This is a genomic window from Lyngbya sp. PCC 8106 (genome assembly GCF_000169095.1).
Lineage (GTDB): Bacteria > Cyanobacteriota > Cyanobacteriia > Cyanobacteriales > Microcoleaceae > Capilliphycus.
Genome location: NZ_AAVU01000008.1, coordinates 65,657 through 86,159, shown reverse-complemented (window position 1 = coordinate 86,159; position 20,503 = coordinate 65,657). Strand labels below are relative to the sequence as shown.

General features: G+C 41.6%; 11 protein-coding genes and 1 CRISPR repeat array. Of the genes, 4 read left to right on the top strand and 7 right to left on the bottom strand.

Features of this window, described 5'->3' with window-relative positions:
* Positions 1–82: 82 nt before the first annotated feature.
* A complete protein-coding gene (gene sppA / locus L8106_RS07510) occupies positions 83–904 on the bottom strand; it encodes a signal peptide peptidase SppA (protein ID WP_009783649.1) in 822 nt (273 codons plus the stop codon).
* A gap of 292 nt (positions 905–1,196) precedes the next feature.
* Here sppA and L8106_RS07505 point away from each other — a divergent pair, with 292 nt between their 5' ends.
* The 3 genes from L8106_RS07505 (at position 1,197) to treY (ending at position 7,008) form a co-directional block, all read left to right on the top strand.
* Positions 1,197–2,270 (top strand): DMT family transporter, encoded by a 1,074-nt coding sequence (locus L8106_RS07505; protein ID WP_009783648.1) that lies wholly within the window; start codon positions 1,197–1,199, stop codon positions 2,268–2,270.
* A gap of 20 nt (positions 2,271–2,290) precedes the next feature.
* Complete coding sequence (gene treZ / locus L8106_RS07500; protein ID WP_009783647.1) at positions 2,291–4,111, top strand: malto-oligosyltrehalose trehalohydrolase; 1,821 nt, start codon at positions 2,291–2,293, stop codon at positions 4,109–4,111.
* Positions 4,112–4,194: 83 nt separating this feature from the next.
* Positions 4,195–7,008 carry a malto-oligosyltrehalose synthase gene (gene treY / locus L8106_RS07495; RefSeq protein ID WP_009783646.1) on the top strand — a complete coding sequence of 938 codons (2,814 nt, stop codon included), beginning with the start codon at positions 4,195–4,197 and terminating at the stop codon, positions 7,006–7,008.
* 130 nt (positions 7,009–7,138) lie between these two features.
* A CRISPR array of direct repeats spans positions 7,139–8,659; the repeat unit is 37 nt; unit sequence GTTTCAATCCCTCATAGGGATTCTTGTTAATTGCAAC.
* A gap of 329 nt (positions 8,660–8,988) precedes the next feature.
* On the opposite strand, the gene L8106_RS29430 is transcribed toward treY, so the two are convergent.
* From L8106_RS29430 to murJ, 3 genes are all read right to left on the bottom strand, one after another.
* A complete protein-coding gene (locus tag L8106_RS29430; protein ID WP_009783645.1) occupies positions 8,989–9,747 on the bottom strand; it encodes a methyltransferase in 759 nt (252 codons plus the stop codon).
* 399 nt (positions 9,748–10,146) lie between these two features.
* Positions 10,147–11,532: a carotenoid oxygenase family protein gene (locus L8106_RS07485; RefSeq protein WP_009783644.1), complete on the bottom strand. Its 1,386-nt coding sequence runs from the start codon at positions 11,530–11,532 to the stop codon at positions 10,147–10,149.
* A gap of 326 nt (positions 11,533–11,858) precedes the next feature.
* The gene (gene murJ / locus L8106_RS07480; protein ID WP_009783643.1) at positions 11,859–13,472 is read right to left on the bottom strand and encodes a murein biosynthesis integral membrane protein MurJ; all 1,614 of its coding nucleotides are present in this window, start codon (positions 13,470–13,472) and stop codon (positions 11,859–11,861) included.
* A gap of 136 nt (positions 13,473–13,608) precedes the next feature.
* On the opposite strand from murJ, the gene sfsA reads away from it, so the two are divergent.
* Positions 13,609–14,331 carry a DNA/RNA nuclease SfsA gene (gene sfsA / locus L8106_RS07475; RefSeq protein ID WP_039895697.1) on the top strand — a complete coding sequence of 241 codons (723 nt, stop codon included), beginning with the start codon at positions 13,609–13,611 and terminating at the stop codon, positions 14,329–14,331.
* Between the two features lie 87 nt (positions 14,332–14,418).
* Here sfsA and L8106_RS33500 read toward each other — a convergent pair whose 3' ends face one another.
* From L8106_RS33500 to L8106_RS07460, 3 genes are all read right to left on the bottom strand, one after another.
* Positions 14,419–17,451 (bottom strand): FG-GAP-like repeat-containing protein, encoded by a 3,033-nt coding sequence (locus L8106_RS33500; protein WP_009783641.1) that lies wholly within the window; start codon positions 17,449–17,451, stop codon positions 14,419–14,421.
* 645 nt (positions 17,452–18,096) lie between these two features.
* Positions 18,097–19,830: a diflavin flavoprotein gene (locus L8106_RS07465; protein ID WP_009783640.1), complete on the bottom strand. Its 1,734-nt coding sequence runs from the start codon at positions 19,828–19,830 to the stop codon at positions 18,097–18,099.
* A 32-nt stretch (positions 19,831–19,862) separates the two neighbouring features.
* A complete protein-coding gene (locus L8106_RS07460; RefSeq protein WP_009783639.1) occupies positions 19,863–20,495 on the bottom strand; it encodes a hypothetical protein in 633 nt (210 codons plus the stop codon).
* Positions 20,496–20,503 lie beyond the last annotated feature (8 nt).

Below are 20,503 nucleotides of genomic sequence, written 5' to 3'. Positions count from 1 at the left end.
TGCATTGTTGGTTGAAATGTTCGATGAGAACGTTTCATCTGAATCAATAGCATTTACTATTTGACTCCAGTTTACTCCAATTTTAGGGTCGATATAACCATAACGGTAGACCACTGGTAGAAAGCTCAAATTCTAGCCAATTTTTAGCCGACGCTAATCGGGAAGTCTCTAAATTATTATTACTTAAGACTCGACTCACCAGAGATTTTGGTTTTTCCAAAGTATCGCATTCTGTTTTATCAGGGTCAAGGTTGACCAATTCAGCCGCCCAACACCGGGCTTCTTCTTCAGTCCCTAAACGATCAATCACGCCCAACTCTAAAGCCTGTTCTCCGGTGAAGATGCGACCATCCGCAAAGCTTCTGACTGCGGTTTCTTCTAAGTTGCGAGACTCAGCAACGGTGATCACAAATTGACGATAACTGGTATCAATCAATTCTTGCAAAATTTGTTTTTCGGGATCTGTGAGTTGTCGATCAAACGCCAAAATATCTTTATAAGGGCCAGACTTGATCACCTTAAATGATACCCCAACTTTATCTAATAAACCTTCAATGTTGTTTCCTCGGATGATTACCCCAATACTTCCGGTAATGGTGCCTGGGTTCGCCATGATGTGTTGGGCGCCCATACCAATATAAACTCCTCCAGAGGCAGAAATATTGCCAAAACTGGCGACAATTTTAAGTTTATCCTGTAACTTTTTCAGAGCGCTATAGATTTCTTGGGAATCTGCAACCGTTCCACCGGGACTATCTATCCGCAACAACAAAGCTGGATATTTACGTTCTTCGATGGTTTTTAGGGCTTCAAGAACCCGTTTTCGAGTGTCACTGGCAATCACACCAGTAACTTCAATGCGTGCAATTTGTTTGCGATATCGAGGTTTGAATGGCCAGATCATGTGTAGTCCAGGTGAGGCTTTATCTGTCAAATAGAATCTTTTATAATATCAAATTTTAGCATTTTATTTCTGTAGATTCAGATACATTACCTAAAAATAAAAACTCAGTTCCTCTGAGAAACTAGATTTGAGGAAACGGGTCACTGTCAATTGTCTCATCTCCTCCCCGTCGGTCTGTCTTCCCTAGACATCATCTCCCCAACTCGTTATGATTGTAAAGATAATTTAACAAAACAAAAACAAACTCATCTTTGTTGTTGAAAATTTAGCAAAATCTTTTGGAGAAAGCTGAATGCAGCTTAAACAGACCGATATTAAATTACCTTTTCAACCTCTATTTTTAATCGCCCCGTTTTTTCTGTGGGGAACCGCAATGGTTGCCATGAAGGGCGTTATGCCTCAGACTACTCCTTTGTTTATGGCTGGTGTGCGTTTAGTTCCGGCCGGTTTACTCATACTACTATTTACAACCCTACAAGGTAGACCTCAACCTAAAAGTTGGAAAGCGTGGTTATGGATCAGTATATTCGCTGTAGTAGATGGAGCATTATTTCAAGGATTTCTCGCCGAAGGACTCGTGAGAACCGGGGCGGGGTTAGGTTCAGTGATGATCGACTCTCAACCTCTGGCTGTAGCTATTTTATCCCTATGGCTGTTTCAAGATCGAATTGGCTTTTGGGGTTGGCTTGGCTTAGTCATTGGCGTCGGTGGAATTAGTCTAATTGGTTTACCCGATCAACTGATTTTAAACGGATTTGACCTCGAAACCGCAGGCATGGCATGGGGACTCGATCATCTATTTCAAAGCGGTGAATGGTTAATGCTACTCGCCTCTCTGTCAATGGCTGTGGGTACCGTGTTAGTCCGTTGGGTGTGTCGCTATTGTGATCCCGTTGTCGCCACAGGTTGGCACATGATCATCGGGGGTTTACCGCTATTTGCCCTTTCTGGAGGTCTAGAGTCCCAACAATGGATACATTTAGCGGCATCAGACTGGCTGGCTTTAGCTTACTCTACCGTGTTTGGGAGTGCGATCGCCTATGCTTTGTTCTTCTATTTTGCCTCTAGCGGTTCACTCACCAGTTTGAGTTCCTTGACCTTTTTGACACCTGTGTTTGCATTGTTGTTTGGAAATCTGTTTTTAGGAGAAGTCCTCAGTCCGTTACAATCATTAGGGGTTGGTTTAACGTTGGTCAGTATTTACCTGGTCAATCAGCGCGACACCTTAGCAGAAAAGCTCAAATTCAAGCGTTCTGACGCTCAAGGGTTAAATTCCCCTAGCGAACAACAGCTAAAATCATCGGAAGAAAAACCCGTTGATATCCCTGTAAAGGTGCGTCTGAGCGAACCCGAACCCAAGCTTTAATCAGGAGAAGCAACAAACCTATGAAAGTTGGTGCAAATTATCTGGGTGATGGTCGCTGTGAATTTATTGTTTGGGCGCCGTTACGACAACAAGTTTCTGTTCAGATTTTAACTCCCCAAGAACGGCTTCTGCCGATGGAAAAAGATGACCAAGGCTATTGGCGTCTCACCGCTACAGAGGTTTCACCCGGAAGTCGTTATCAGTTTCAACTCGATGGAGAGATCACAAGACCCGATCCGGCATCCCATTACCAACCGGATGATGTTCATAAACCTTCTGCGGTTGTTGATCATGGGGCGTTTGCTTGGACAGATAGTAACTGGCAGGTGATCCCGTTAGAAGATTTGATTATCTATGAACTTCATGTGGGAACATTCACCTCTGAAGGCACGTTTGAAGCCATTATTGATCGGATTCCAGATCTGTTGGAAATCGGCATTAACACCATTGAAATTATGCCTGTGGCGCAATTTCCTGGCAGTCGTAACTGGGGATATGATGGCGTTTATCCCTACGGTGTACAGGCTTCCTACGGTGGCCCAGAGGGGTTAAAAGGGTTGGTGGATGCTTGTCATCAACGGGGAATGATGGTGATTCTCGATGTGGTTTACAACCACTTTGGGCCGGAAGGAAATTATACATCGGAGTTTGGCCCATACTTTACCGGGAAATATAACACGCCTTGGGGACGAGCGATTAATTTTGATGATGCTTATAGTCCGGGTGTGCGGAATTTCTTTATTGAAAATGTCCTGTATTGGCTAGGTGATTATCATATTGATGGACTGCGTTTAGATGCGGTTCATGCGATTTATGATTTCGGTGCCAAGCATATTTTAGAGGAAATGGCAGATGAAACAAAGGCGTTATCTGAACAGCTAGGACGTCCGTTTTATTTGATTGCTGAAAGTGACCTGAATGATGTCAGAATTATTAAACCGAAAGAGCAGGGTGGATATGGGTTAGAGGGTCAATGGAGTGATGATTTTCACCACTGTGTTCATACCTTACTCACCGGAGAAACCACAGGATATTATTTGGATTTTGGTAAGTGTGATCTACTCGCAAAAACGCTGAAAGAAGGGTTTGCTTATTCTTGGCATTATTCGGCAAATCGTCAGCGCTATCATGGCAACTATGCAGGCGATCGCCCCGCCTCTCAGTTTGTGGTTTGTATTCAAAATCACGACCAAGTTGGAAACCGAATGTTAGGGGAAAGAATCAGTCAACTTTCCTCGTTTGAAGCCCTAAAGTTGGGTGCCGCCACACTGCTTATCTCGCCGTTTGTTCCGATGTTATTTATGGGAGAAGAATACGGAGAAGAATCACCCTTTGCTTACTTTATTAGTCATTCTGATCCGGGCTTAGTTGAAGCGGTGAGAAAGGGACGAAAAGAGGAATTTGCAGCTTTTCATCTGGAGGGAGAAGCCCCCGATCCTCAAAGTACAGAAACGTTCAAAGATTGTGTCTTAAAATGGCATTTACGAACCGAAGGAAAACATAAAGTTCTGCTTGATTTTTATCGAGAACTGATTCAACTCCGACGACAAATTCCTGCGTTGAAAAACCTGAGTTTCCAGCATCAAGAAGTCCAGAGTTGGGAAACGGAAAAAATCCTCTCTATCCGCAGATGGAGTCCAGACAGTCAAGTTCTTTGTATACTGAATTTTAACTCTGAAGCGGTGACGACTGATGCCATCAGTATAGAAGGAAGTTGGCAGAAACGGTTAGATTCTGCGGATCAGCAATGGATGGGAAGTGGATCGAGTTTACCAGAGACTCTGAGTACATCCCAACCGTTAACACTGTCTCCTGAAAGTTGTGTAGTTTATCAGAAGTGATGGGACGGGGAGGAGATAACAATCTTCCCCAAAAATCACTTATGATTAGATCACTTTAAACTCCTCTAAACTTAAAAAAAAATATGCGGATTCCAGTTGCAACATATCGAATTCAGTTTACCCCAACTTTTGGGTTTGAATCAGCCCTAAAAATTGTTTCCTATCTCCATGAACTCGGGATATCTGATTTATATGCGTCTCCGATTTTTGAAGCCAGAGAAGGAAGTACCCACGGCTATGATGTGGTTGACTCTAATCAATTAAATCCTCAGTTAGGAACTCCAGAAACCTTTGATCAGTTAATAGAAGAATTACAAGATCGAGGCATGGGTTGGGTGCAAGATATTGTCCCGAATCACATGGCTTATGATAGTCAAAATAAGCTGTTGATGGATATTCTTGAATATGGCCCAGATTCAGAATATTTTGAATTTTTTGAGATTGACTGGCAACATCCTTATAAAGATATCCGGGGTCGAGTTTTAACGCCTTTATTGGGAGATTTTTATGGAAATTGCTTGGAAAATGGAGAACTCAAACTTTCCTACGATGAAGAAGGGTTAAGTATTAATTATTATAACTTAAAAGTTCCACTAAATATTGAATCCTACGCTCAGTTTATTAGTCACGAATTAGGAGAACTCTCGAAAAAACTTGGCAGCCGAAACCCAGACGTGGTGAAATTATTAGGGGTTTTGTATATGCTCAAAAATATTCCCGCAGAAACCTCTAATCAACAGCGTCGAGATCAGGCTTTGTTTGTCAAGGGTTTATTGTGGGAACTGTATCGAGATAATCCGGAAATCACCGTATTTATTGATCAAAATGTTGAATATTTCAACGGAAAAGTAGGTGATCCGGAAAGTTTTAATTTACTGGATAACTTATTATTAAATCAGTTTTATCGGCTTTCGTTTTGGAAGGTAGGCGCGGAAGAACTAAACTATCGTCGCTTTTTTACGATTAACGAGTTAATTTGTGTGCGGGTAGAAGACGCTAAAGTGTTCCAGAAAACCCATGATATGATTGAAAAACGGGTAGAATCGGGTCAATTTACGGGACTCAGAATTGATCATATTGATGGGCTTTATAACCCCGTTCAATATCTACGGTGGCTGCGAGATAAAGTTGGAGATATTTATATTACCGTTGAAAAAATCCTAGAACTGGATGAAAAGTTACCTTCAAAATGGTTAGTTCAAGGAACATCAGGCTATGAATATTTGAACTATGTGAATGGACTATTTTGTGATACCTCTAAGGAGTCACGCTTTAGCCAAATTTACCGAGATGTTACCGGATCAACGACACCCTACAACCAGCTTATCGTTGATAATAAACGGTTAATTGCGGATAAAAACTTAGCGGGAGATGCAGATAACCTCGCTCATTTACTGAAGCGAATTTCAGGAGAATATCGTTATGGTCGTGATTTTACCTTACTCGGTTTAAAAACGGCAATTATGGAAGTTTTGGTTCGTTTTCCAGTTTACCGAACTTATATTACCGAAGAAGGGGTAAGTGATGAAGATCGTAAATATGTAAAGAAAGCGATTCAAGAAGCAAAAGGAAAAATTCCCGAACTGTTGAACGAGTTGAATTTAATTGAGAAGTTCTTATTGCTCGATTATGATGACTTTCTCAGTGAAGACAACAAACAGTTATGGTTACGGTTTGTGATGAAATTTCAACAGTTCTCAAGTCCGTTAACTGCGAAGGGAATTGAAGATACATTGTTTTACGTTTACTTCCGTTTCTTGTCTTTAAATGAGGTGGGAGGTTCACCGCAACACTTTGGAATTAAACCCGAGACATTTCACCAGTTTAATCAACAACGACTGCAAAATTGGCCTCATGCGATGAGTGCATCTTCAACTCACGATACCAAACGCAGTGAAGATATGCGAGCGAGATTGAATGTAATTTCAGAAATTCCGGATGAGTGGGAAACTCAAGTCCGAAATTGGATGGAACTCAACCGTTCTAAGAAGACAGAAAGTGACGGAATATTGATTCCTGATAATAATGATGAATACTTCCTCTATCAAACGATAATTGGGGCTTTTCCCTGGTATGAAGAAGAATATCCGCAGTTTGTTGAACGGGTGAAAGAATATGTGGTGAAAGCAGTACGAGAAGCCAAAGTTCACACGGCTTGGTTACGTCCCGATACGGTTTATGAAGAAGGGTTTATTTCCTTTGTTGAACAAGTGCTTGACCCCTCCGACGAGAACAGTTTTTTATTTGAATTTCGAGCTTTTCAAGAAAAGATTGCTTTCTATGGAATATTTAATTCTTTGTCTCAAACCTTGTTAAAAATGGCAACTCCAGGGATACCTGACTTTTATCAAGGTACAGAACTTTGGGATTTAAGTTTAGTTGATCCTGATAATCGTCGTCCCGTTGATTTTGAACAACGACTGTCTTTTTTACAAGAAATTAAACGCCGTTGTAAAACTGGGATGATGAGTTTACTCGAAGACTTGATAGCGACTTGTGAAGATGGACGCTTGAAGTTATTTTGTATCGCCCGAATATTGGAAGTTCGTCAGCAATTTGTGGAATTGTTTCAGTATGGAAATTATGTTCCTCTGAAAGTGATGGGTAAACATCAAGATCGAATTATTGCATTTGCTCGTATTTATGAACAAGAGACAGCAATTATTGTGATTCCTCGATTTCTAACAGGTGTTGTTCAAGCGGGAGTATTTCCGACTGGAGAGGATGTTTGGGGAGATACGACGATTGAAATTCCCAATGGTTCTGAATCAGATTGGCATGAAAAAATTACTGATTTTCAAATTCCTGCTGCGAATATGATCCGAGTCGGTACGATTTTACAACATTTTCCTCTGGGTTTGTTGGTCAAGTTTGATCCCAATTTAACTCACGAATAAATCCTTTAATTGGGAATCAAAAACAGTTGGGGCGGGTTATACACAAATGTATATTTTTCACAAATAACATTTAAAAACCCGTCTTAACCACACATCAAGAAATAATAGAAAATAGTTTTTATTGCTTTCAGTTTCAATCCCTCATAGGGATTCTTGTTAATTGCAACCCGAGTTTTGGGAATGATTCTCACGGTTCGGAATTCCGGTTTCAATCCCTCATAGGGATTCTTGTTAATTGCAACTCGGATTTGAATTGCTGATGTCAGGAAATATGTCGTTTCAATCCCTCATAGGGATTCTTGTTAATTGCAACCGGTTTATTTTTTCCTCTTAATATTATTAATGGGAAAGTTTCAATCCCTCATAGGGATTCTTGTTAATTGCAACGGTATCGGGAAGTATTCGTTGGGAGATTTGTAGTTTCAATCCCTCATAGGGATTCTTGTTAATTGCAACTAGCTGGTTTCTCGTTCCATTTCTTACCGAGAACAAGTTTCAATCCCTCATAGGGATTCTTGTTAATTGCAACTATAGTGCAATCGTCGGGAGCGGAACTTGATATCAGTAATCTTGTAGTTTCAATCCCTCATAGGGATTCTTGTTAATTGCAACTTCTTAATGTTTAATACAATGTAGGGTTTTTTCTATGTTTCAATCCCTCATAGGGATTCTTGTTAATTGCAACATTCAACGATCAACGAAGATACAGGGCTTTTGTTTCAATCCCTCATAGGGATTCTTGTTAATTGCAACCTTAGATGAATATCACAGGCCGCTGAGGACTGCTTGGGGGGTTTCAATCCCTCATAGGGATTCTTGTTAATTGCAACTATTCTTCAACCCCTCAGTAAAGCGGGGGGTAGATTTGATGTTTCAATCCCTCATAGGGATTCTTGTTAATTGCAACCCAAGCCTCCATCCTTCAATGCTTGAAGTATTTCCAAGTTTCAATCCCTCATAGGGATTCTTGTTAATTGCAACCTGGTTGGCTTCTTCGACGTGTATCTTGTTTTGGTTTCAATCCCTCATAGGGATTCTTGTTAATTGCAACAAAAACTACTTTGTCCTGCCCCTCATATAAGCCATAGTGTTTCAATCCCTCATAGGGATTCTTGTTAATTGCAACTCGTCGCACGTCACGCTCTGATACTTCCCCAAAAGTTTCAATCCCTCATAGGGATTCTTGTTAATTGCAACCGGAAAACAGGTCGAAACGTAGCTCAAAAACTTCTCAATTTAGTTTCAATCCCTCATAGGGATTCTTGTTAATTGCAACCATTTATCTCTGATTTGAGTAAGCATTCAGAAACGTTTCAATCCCTCATAGGGATTCTTGTTAATTGCAACCTTTGCATTCCCCCATTTGGAAAGAGTAAAATAGTTTCAATCCCTCATAGGGATTCTTGTTAATTGCAACTTGTAGTCGAGGCTATCACCGCAACTTCGGCGGAAATAATCGCGGTTGGGTTTCAATCCCTCATAGGGATTCTTGTTAATTGCAACTTTACTCCATACAGTTCGGCCTTCGCAGTAAATGTTTCAATCCCTCATAGGGATTCTTGTTAATTGCAACGCTACAGGATCGCTTTACAATACAACGTTTTTATTTTCAGGTTTCAATCCCTCATAGGGATTCTTGTTAATTGCAACTGCGGAATCTTGAAACTCCTACTATATTCAGTTTTCGAGGTACAGTTGCGCCTGGTGCGACTAAAACTATAATACCGGATTGCCTCAGATTTGTCAAAAACCCTGAAACCCTTACACAGTGGGATGCGCCCACCTCTACACAGAACCAACGACCGCAAACCCAGACAGCATAACTCCTCCAGCCATTGACAGCGATCGCGAAATTTTGATACCCACCCGTGGGCGCAAATAGAGGATAAAATCATGTATCCTAACTGCTCAATAAGAGTCGCCCAATCTAAAAACCCGATTTCTCTAGGAAGCCGGGTTATTGACTATCAATTACAGAGGTTAGACTTCAGAAGACTTTTTATGGATGATAAAAACTTGACCATAAGCTCCATAAGAGATAAATTCTTCTTGATCAAATTGCGGGTTTTCTTCTAGAAATTCTCGAAAAGCTTTTCGTTGACCTCGATTATTATCTCCATCAAAGCAATTCCAGTCATCAAAGATCAGTATCGTCTTGTCTATCAGCATATTTGAGATGAACTTTAGCACCTCTTGTGTAGAAGAATAAAGATCACAGTCAATTAATCCAATCGTGATTTTATTCAAATTGTATTGAGTCTTGACCGCTTCAGTCAGAGAGTCTTCAAAAAAGCCTTCGACTAAAAAAGTTCTTTCCCAGTCTACACCTTTCGAGTTTAAATTATTGATGACGCCTTCTTTTGAACAATTATATTGACCTTGATAAAAAACTTCCTCTTGGGTTTGATCTTCTGGGTTAGTGATTTCCGGTAATCCTTGAAAAGAATCAAAACCCAAAAATCTCATCTGAGCAAAATCATCTTTGAACTGTGTAGAAATATTTTGGGCTTTCCAAAACGCATATCCTTTGAATACACCAAACTCACAGTAATCTCCCTGATCTGCTGTTCCGAATTCTTGAGCTTTTTGAAACACAATCTCTAAAGCATCTTCTAACTCAGGAGTCGCACTATTAAAACCATGAACATACCCATAATAAACTTTGTGAGCGAATTTATTCAGTTTGGTTTTTTGCAAAAACTTAACTATTCCTGTTCTTAATTCTGTTTTTAGAGTCATAGTCAATATTTCCTCAATATTTAGTTTACCTTTCCAAGTTAAAACTTAGACTGAACACCCTTATGATACTTCTATTTGATTTCCAGATCGAGTGTAAGCAATATCTTGTAACTATACTTTTGATATTAGCAATAACGCTATTATCGTTAATAGCTTACACTTAAATCCTGGATTTTTAACCTCATCTAAAACTGGATTAATGAGCTTATATCTTGCTATACTATTCAACGGTTCTAACAAAAATCAAGAATTTTCAAACAAAATAGACTGAATCTTTACATTTCTAAATATTTACTTTGATAATAAAGACCCTGGCAATGATCAACCAGGGCCTATTTTATACACCGAATTTTGTCTGGATGGACTTAATTTAAGATCCGGTTTGGTGATCTCAGAAAATTATTGAAACTGTTCTTGAGACACCCAAGTTCCATGAAAACCATAGGGAACCCGTTGGGGAATAATCACTCGCGCCACAGGTTCAGACGTGATATTCTGAGCATCAACAATCACTAATTCTGACTGGTTTTGATTCTCATCGTGAACAAACGTCACCAACCAACCCTCATCCTCGGCACTATCATCTGAACGAGGAACAAACACCGCTTCACCCCCAAAACGTCCCTCTCCAAAACGGTGAACCTGACAAGTATTTTTTTCAAAATCGTATTTATTAATCCCTTCTAATTTGGGAAGTTCAGTCTTTGCCGTTTTACCCGTATAACCGTAGCGGGTTTGTAGTCCGGTGAACTGATTATTAATTGTCGGAAACTCCGAAGGCGCATCATCCAACTGTTCTTGCTTCACTTCCCCGGTTTCCATATTAAACCGCCAACAATATAACAAGGGAATATCAGAAGCATCATCACCAGTCATTGCCAATACAGAAGTAGACTCCATCCGACAAGCAATTAAAACAACTTCCGAACCCTGTTCGTAGGCGTTTAACGTATGGAAAATAAAACAAGACGGACATTCAAACCATTTCACTTGGCTATTATCCCCGTGACGAGGAACAATACCAAACCGACTCGGTGTTTCTTTTTCAAACATTATCGCAGGTTCGCCCCGTTGTATCCGTTCCATGCGGAATGTTAGGGGTAAATCCATAAATATTGTATAGTTTTTCGTGATGGCAAAATCGTGCATCATCACCCCAACGGGAAGTTCTATCGGGTTAATTTGCTTCAGTTTTCCATCTGCACCAACCCAACCGTATTGGAGATAAGGAGGGGCTGACATTGAATAACCGATAAACCTCATTTCACCCGTTTGGGGGTCAACTTTCGGATGGGCGGTAAATGCACAGGTGAGTTTACCATCAAAGTTATAAGCCCCAACCGTATCAATTTCTGGAAGCTTTAACGCATGAGGTTCTCCCCCTTCCCAGAGTGCAAAAAATTGACCCGCGTGCCAAACTAAAGCTGTGTTTCCAGTATTTTTGCTCGGGCCACCGGGAAGATTTTGTTGGGGCGGTTCAAAAATTCCACTCCAGAGGGCGGTTCCGGCTTCATGTTCGGTTTTATAGCCCAGAGTCCGAACATAGCGATTATGATAAGACGCTTTACCGTCTTGGATACGAACCCCATGAATCATCCCATCTCCATCAAACCAATGATACTGTCCAATGGGCGAAAATTGAGGATTCGGGCCGTTTCGTAAAAACATCCCCGACAAACCCGCAGGAAGTTCACCGATGACTTTTAAATGATCAGCAGTTATTTCATCCCGAATTGGGGCGAAATTACCATCAAGATAAGGGTTTGTTGCAACTGTTGAGGTCATATTATAAGTTAGTGAGGTGCATTACTCTTTAACATACCGTAATATTTACGTTCGCGTCAGAAAAAAACTCTCTCTTAGGTTAGAAATTGATCACCAAGAGTAAAAGTTTTTCTGAGTTCAAGGATTTTAGAGTAATCGTCTCATCAACACGGGTTCTATAGTATTTTCAAATAATTTGTGAACAACTGTTAACTGACCAGACCAATCCAGCAAGGGAGAGACTTACACTCCTGTTTACATTTCCAATAAAAATACTCTAAAAGTCCTCACTTGTGTCCAATAGGTCGAAAAACAGCAACAATCCATCAACCAATACACAACTTCATTTATCGACTAATTCGTTGTCTGACTTTACTCATTAATAAATCAACTTCAGGTAAATTCATTTGCATTGCAAAGATAGCAAATACAGAGAGTCCGACTGTTGTGGCTAAACAAAGTTCTATTAATAAAATCAAAAATCCCTCACTTCCTAAAAGGCTTTGAGTTCCCCAAACCGTTCCCCAACAAGCCAAACCTGCAAATAAACTCCCCACCGTTAAACCGAGTAACGGAAACCCCCATTCTCGCCACGGAAGCCCGTTTAACTTGCGATCTAATAGCACTAAAAACATTAACATCGAAACTAAATTAACACCCACCGTTGCTAAGACTAAACCCGGTGCGCCAAACGCTTTCACGAGCAGAAAATCTAACACCCCATTCAAGACAATATTCACCATACTGACTCGAAAAGGTGTTTCTCCATCTCCCAACCCATAAAAGACTCGAACTAAAACATCTCGCCCCAAATAGACAAACATTCCCGCGCCATAAGCCATCAATACCGAAGCGACAAATTGAGACGCTGCTAAATCAAATGCAAACCGTTCATAAACCACTCGCACAATGGGTAATGCTAAGGCAACAATGATCGCACTTAAAGGTAACATAGTTAAAGCGGTTAACATCAACGCTTGTCGAATTCTGTTCTTTAATTCCGGCCAATCTGCGGGTTCTCGCAGTCGAGAAAATATCGGTAAAAACGGCACTAAAATCACATTAGAAATAATTCCTAACGGCGTTTGAACTAATAACCCAGAATAAGCCAGTGCAGCAGCAGCTTGGGGAATATAAGAGGCAAAAAATAAGTCTGTATAAACGTTTATTTGCAGCATTCCCGATGAAAAAGTTGCTGGAAGCATGACGCGCATTACATCTTTAACCCCAGGTTGTTTGAGGTTAAATCTCAACCGCAATTTTCCGAGTTGCGATTTCCACATTGCCGGAAGTTGTACCAACCATTGCAATACCGCCCCGGCTAATGTTCCAAGCGCCAACACAATTCCACCCAGTAAAGCATATTGGGGATCGGTAATTTTAGGGCCGAGATAAACCGCCAATATTCCCAAACTGCCAATTAAAGCAACACTAGAAAATAACGGACTAATAGACGGTAGCCAATACATATCGGCTGCATTTAACGTTCCGAAACCAATGCCAATTAACCCCGCAAATAACGCCATTGGTGCCATAATTTGCAGTTGTTGGATCGCGATCGCCCGAATTTCTAAACCTTCAGGAGTTTGGCTGAGTCCAGGCGCGACTAAATCAATTAATGGACTCGCAAATACAACCATAAATACTGTGATCAATAACAATACCCCACTGACTAAAGTGGTGATCGTTTCGATCAAAGGTGCGGCTTCACTGCGATCGCGTTTGGCGAGGGCGCTGACAATGGCGCTATGAAACGGGCCATTAATTCCACCGAGTAAAATCAACAGAAAACCGGGAATGACGTAAGCGTAGTTGTAGGCGTCGATCGCCGCCCCCACGCCGAAAAGTGCTGCCATCACCTGTTGTCGAACCAGGCCAAATACTTTGCTGATCAGGGTTGCGACTGCTACAACGGTAGCAATACTGACCAGGGAACGAGTTGTTTTTTGCGATCCAGACACAAATGGTTATAAACACTGAGTGGCAACCCCTAGTTTATCGGGGAATGGACAATTAGAAAATAGGGTAGAGAAAGAATTCGCTGTAGATGCGTCGATCAGGCAAAATAGTGAAGTTACTCTTGATTTTACTTGCCTGATGACTGATTTCCTCTATCAATATCCGCCATTGCAAGCGGGCGTTTTAGTCAATCGTTACAAACGGTTCTTCGCTGATATTATGCTGACATCCGGAGAAACCATTACCGCCCATTGTCCGAATACTGGCCCGATGACGGGGGTTTGTGTGTTGGGAAATGCAGTTCAAGTCTCGCCCAGTAATAATCCGAAGCGGAAGTTAGCCTATACTTGGGAATTGATACAACTGACGGATAATCAACCGACTTGGGTGGGGGTGAATACAGGTTTACCCAATCGGGTGATAAAATTAGCCCTTGAACAACATTTGTTTCCAGAGTTGGGAAACTATAGCGAGATTAAAAAAGAAGTGGTTTACGGTCAAGATAGCAGAAGTCGGGTTGATTTTTGGTTGCAAGGGGAGAATCAACCGATTTATTTAGAAGTAAAAAATACGACTTGGGCAAAAGAGGGATTGGCGTTATTTCCCGATACCGTTACGACACGGGGACAGAAACATTTAAGAGAGTTAACCACGATTGTACAACAAGGCGGCCGAGCGGTGATGTTGTATTTTATTAATCGGGGAGATTGCGATCGCTTTTCTCCGGGAAAAGAAGCCGATCCGGTTTATGCAAAGTTGTTAAAAGAAGCGATAAACATCGGAGTTGAAGTCTTACCCTGTCGGTTTGAGGTGACACCTTTGGGAATTCAATATTTGGGACTGGCAAAATTAGAAATCTAAAATTCCCCTACTCCAATACTCAAATAGAGGTATAGAGTAGAGGCTTTAAACTACAAATTTATCAACTCAAACTTCATCACATCTAACTTAAACTGATAGAAAACTAGACTGTTCGAGTGTTGTTGTATCCACACCATTAACAATGGCTAAAGTGTTGTCATTGAGACGAATTTCATTCTCAAAAAATGTAAGTTGATCGACATTCAACCCCTCTGCTAAACCGATAAAATCAATGCCAATTTCAAAGTCTATAATGGTATCAATACCCTGTCCTTCAGCTAATACAAACGTATCACTTCCTTGAGCGCCAGATAAATCATCTCCTTGTAGGGTATCATTACCCAAACCGCCATTTAAAAGATCATCTCCAGCATCACCATAAAGTTGATCATCACCTTCAGAACCGAATAATTGATCATTACCGCCTTTTCCACCAATGCGATCGTTACCCTCTCCGCCAATTAAGGTATCATTTCCCCCTTCTAAACCGCCAGGAGAACGTTCATTCAGATCGCCACGTAAAACATCATCACCGTCACCACCTCGGATTAAATCATCACCACTTAAACCCGCAATAATATCATTCCCACCTTGACCATTAATCACATCATTCGAGTCATCAAACCCGATAATAGCGTTATCCAAATCATTGAGGAAAGTAACAGTGTTAACCCGTTCAACTTGAGTCGGATTGGCATCGGCATCAATCACATCAAAACTGTCTTCAATAGCCGTTTTTCCGTCAAAGATAATATTACCAACACCATTGTCTTGGTTTTCTAAATCTTCTAACTCCAAGCTTTTGAGAACAACTTGAGTATTATCAATCCCCTCAAAAGATAGTTCTAAATCCTCGCCATTTTGAGTTAAAAGTAAATTCTCAGCCGTTAAACCTTCGCCAAAAAAGTGCAACTCATCGAAAACTTCCGGAAATTCGGTGCTATTGCCAACACCACCAAAACCCCCTAAAACAACCGTTCCATCCCCTAAATTTACCGGAACCGGATAGTCACCACCTTCAATAACTCCATTGAAAAAGTTGACCGTACCATTATTTTCGCCAATAAAAGCATCCAGAAAACCATCGTTGTTAATATCAACTAAAACGGGTGTTGCATCAATACCCACATCGGGTAAACTGTCCGGTAACTGAATTGGTGGAGCGGGTTCGGAAGAATCAGAAGATGATCCATTGGCTACGGCTGTAGTAGACGTATTCACAAAAAGTGGAGATGTAGGAGTTCCTAAGTTAATAAAATAGATGCTGGTTCCGTCTCCAGTTCCAATAAAAGCATCAAAATCTCCATCATTTTCGGCATCAAAAAAGCTCGGCGCTGCTGAACCCGAAACCTCGGTTAACCCAAAAGGATTGTTATCTCCCCGAACAAAATTCGGACTGGTGCGAGTTCCGGTATTGCGATAAAATAGCGTTGTTCCGGTGGCTGTTCCGACAAATAAATCGTGATCGCCATCCCCATCAATATCGGCAAACGCAGGATTAGATAAACCGCCTGCACCCGAAAAACCAAAGGGATTAATGATAGGAGGGTCGAAACTTGCGCCATTGACATTACCCCGGTTGCGATAATAGTGAAGTCGGCCAAAAGTATCTCCGGAAAATAGATCTTGATCGCCATCGTTATCAATATCGACAAAAGTGGGAGTGCTGCGGTTGCCCACATCTCGAATAACTATTGGGGCTGAAAAATTAGGATTAGTCGCGGTGCCTTCATTTCGAGCGATCGCAATGGTTCCGTCACCCGCACCGATGAACAAATCAAGATCTCCATCCCCATTTTCATCGACAAAGGTGGGAGCGCTGTTAAAACCAACATCAATATTGCCTAAAGGATTGTTTTGATTTTGAGGTGTAGGGGGTAGAAACTCAATATTTCCAAAGGTGTTGGGGTTGTCGGTGAAGAAAATATTCGGATCGCTGGTTTGCCTGTTGATATTATCATCATCGGAAGCATTATTTTCGACAAATCGGATATTTGCCGCAGCGAAATCTTCTCCCAAAACAACGACTTCAGCATCCAAATCCTCTCGAACAAAGATCGCGCCCCCTTTACCCTGTCCATCTTCAAACCCCGTTCCTCCTGTGGCGGTATTGTTCTCAAACAGGATATTGTCTCCAAGCGTCAGCGTACCTTCGTTGACAAAGATTGCACCCCCCAAGCCAGCGCCACCGCCACCGTCGCCACCAATTCCCCCCACGCCAGGATCATCACCTAAGAAATTGGCATTACCTTCCTCACCATCTTGACCATTTTGACCTCGGCCACCACCAAAACCACCAGCACCACCAGGACCACCAGTACCACCAGGACCACCAGTATTATCGGCACCAAGAAGGAGTGAAGCGCCACCGCCGCCACCGCCGCCACCACCACCGCCGCCACCGCCAAAACCACCAGCACCACCATTACCACCCTGACCACCAGCATTGGGGAAACTAACGGCTTCACCGCCACCGCCACCACCACCACCACCGCTGGCACCACCTGTGGCAAACAAGCCTCCACTACCCGCTTCACCAGAGCCTGCTGGTGTTTGATCAGAAGCTCCATTACCCCCGGAACCAGCTGTAGCCACTTGGTTGAACGTGGTTAGACTGAATACTCCACCATTACCTCCGTTGAAGCCACCACTGCCACTATTGAAGGCGTTACCGCCTCGTCCACCGTCGCCCCGGCCATTGAAACCGTTACCGCCAATGGCTTGGTGATCGCGAAACCAGACGCTTTCTAGGCTAACGTTACCACTGGTAAAGATGGCCCCGCCTAAGCCACCGCCACCGCCTCCTCCTCGGAGTCCATTACCTCCCCGTGCGACTCCTCCGCTTAGGGTGAGGTTTTCAAACCGAACGTTTGCTTCGCTGCGGATGTCAAAAAGCTGAGTTTGGCCGTTGCCATCAATTCCGGTAAATGAACCGTTTCCATTAAAATCCAGATCGTTGCCTGCGGTGATTAACAGGGGACTGTTCAACTCAACAATACTACTAAGGTTAATGATGTCTGAACCGGGCGTATTTGCGGCGGCATTAACGGCTTCTCGCAAGCTGGTTAAACCATCACCAGCAACAATATCAAGGGTTGTATCGATGTTAAAGGTTGCCATTGTTGTTCTCCTTTTAAATTTGTTTGCATTAATTAAATCTTTGTCCGGTCAGAGCGTGAAATTAATCTCTACTCATTTCAGAACTGATTAATCAATCTTGTTATCAACAAATTTAATCTTGATTTAGAACAAAGACAATATGAAAATGTTTGAAAACGTATGTAGTTATAGAGAAAATTGTTTTTATTTTAATCTGAGAGCAAAATGATTGTTTTCTTAAAAAAGCCTGAAAATATCCTGATAAATCAATATGAACTGCACTATTTTTTATATAACTTTGTAAAGTTTGATTTTGTAAGCGTGAACCGAATTGTGGTGAAATCCTTGATTATTAGGGGTTTAATGAATTATTACTGATCGCCAACCTTGATATCAAAGGGTTTGAGGAAACAAATTCAAACAGTTTTGAATGCCGTGAGAAAAAGTATAAAAAAGTATGAAAATGTTATAACTCTACTTGATCTTGAGCTTCAGTTAAGAATACAAACTAAAAAGACACACCAAACACAAAGAGAGTCTCTTCGCAACGGTGTATCTTTTTTGATCAATTAGATCTAAATCTTCTGCAACTCTGGGAGTTTAGGAGAGGTATACTAGGTCTAAACAAATCAACCTCTGCCCTCTGTCTCCCTACTTCTGCCTTCTTTAATAATGAGTACCAATTTTTCGGTAATGAACGGCTGTTACTCCTTCAGAACTCAATATCTGACCATTCGTAACAGTGGCATAAATCAACCAATGATCGCCACATTCCATCCGTTGTTTAACCTCACATTCGAGATAAGCCAACGCATCTTTTAGTACCACACAACCATTAGATGCTTCCCCAATCTCCAAACCCGCAAACCGATCTTCTCCCGGTGCAAACCGTTTGATAAAATGCTTTCGTAGTTGTTTCCCTTCTTCTAAAATATTCAACAAAAATTGATCGCCGCTATGGGTTAAAGACTCCAACGCCCGATCTTTGGCGACGGCGATGGTTAAACCAGGAGGGTTAAATGTCGCTTGAGACACCCATGACGCCAACATTGCACTTTGAACATCTTCTCGCCGACAACACATCACACACAGCGAACCCACTAAACGCCCTACAGCTTGGGCGGTACGATCAGCCCCAGAGTCGGTGACAGAAGATCGGGCGCTCCGCAGTTTTTGGGTGCGTCTGAGGGTTTGGGCGAAGTCAATAGCAGCTTCTTTGCAGGTTTGTAGGGTAACATCGGTGGGTTTAAATTTAACACGAATCGGTTCAAACCCAAACTTATATCCGGCATCTTTTAGCTTACCTTCGAGGATATCAATGGCTTCTCCACTCCATCCAAAAGACCCAAAAACTCCAGCTAATTTATTGGTAGAAGCGGTGTTTAATATAATTCCTAATGCGGTTTGAATTTGGGTCGGGGCGTGACCTCCGAGAGTGGGTGAACCGATAATAAATCCATCACATTTTTCAATCGCGGCTTGAATGTCTGAAGCTTTGGTATATTCACAGTTAATTGATTCGACGGCAATACCTGCTTTGGTTAAACCTTTGGCGATCGCTTGGGCGATAGTTGCTGTATTTCCATAGGCTGAAGCGTATAATAAAGCCACATTAAAAGCTTGAGTTTTTTGTTTATTACTCCATTCTCGATACAGGTGAGTTAACTCACTCATCCCATAACGAACTAACGGCCCGTGACCTGTTGCATAGAATTTAATTTGCGGTAAATCTGCAATTTTATCGAGGGTTGAAAGCACTTGACGGGCTTGGGCAGCATGAAGACAATCATAATAAAAGCGTCGATCTTCGCTATAAATTGACCATCCTTCATCAAAAATCTGATCGCCGCAAACGTGCGCCCCAAAGAATTTATCGGTGTATAATACTTGGGTTTTGGGATCGTAGGTTAATAAGCCATCCGGCCAACGGGGTGTGGGGACGGCGATAAATTGCAGTTGATGTCCGTTGCCGAGATCGAGGGTTTCTTCTCCTTTAACAACGAGCAAGTTAATATTATCGTAGTCGCTGAGATATTCTTTTAAAGCTAGGGCGGCAGGATTGGAACAAACAAAAGTCACTTGTGGGGCTAGTGTTAATAATGCTTTAATCGTCGCGCCTCGATTCGCATTAAAATGTCCTAAGATAATGTAATTTAATTTAGACCAATTCAGCCGCATTTGCAAGGCTTCAATATAGTTGCGGGTAAAGGATTCTCCGGGCGGATCGATAATTGCAGTGTGTTCAGCTTGAATCAGATAACTATTGGCGCTGGTGCCTTTTTTGAGGGAATATTCAACCTCAAATTTTAGGCGATCCCAAGTGCGCGATCGCAGGACTTTTGTATCTTCTGCAATCAAGAGTGTTTGTACGTCACGGGCTTTTACAAGTGTTGCTGTCATGTTAGATTATTTTAAATGAGTTGTGAATTGCTTTAATCCAAAATTGCATCAATTAAAAACTGATTAATGGATTTCCGTTTAACTTCATGCCAATATTTTGTATCTACGATATCAAACTTAGCACCAACTTGGGTTAAATCATCATCCAATCCCGTCATAAATCGTCGAGTTGTCACATCATCTCCGACTTGAATAAAGGTAATTCCCAATTCTTCGGCATAATCCATCTGATGAGAGGATTTGATAATTAATTGTTGTAGATCTCCAATGCCATCAATGCCATGTTTATCTAGAACAACCACAATAATCTCACCTTTTGGCTTAGTTTGATGGTTTTCTTTGCGCTCAAAATAATGATTGAGAATATCAGCAACCGCTTCAACTACATTAATGTCAATGATATTGGTGACACAAGAACGATTATTTTCTTGTAAAAGATCGGCAAATCGACTTACGGTCGCTTTCGGATATTTTTTTAAATAACTAGAAGCCTCATAAATCGTTAAGCCCTCGGGATCAAATTCCTGACATTTCTTTGCCAAATCAATTAAAGAAGCTTGAGCATCTATCCATTCATTAAACCAAGGATGGTGTTGATCGCGGCTGACCCCACTGCGAGCAATAACAATTGTGTAACTACGGTCTTTCAATAAATCGGTAGACATGGAATTGC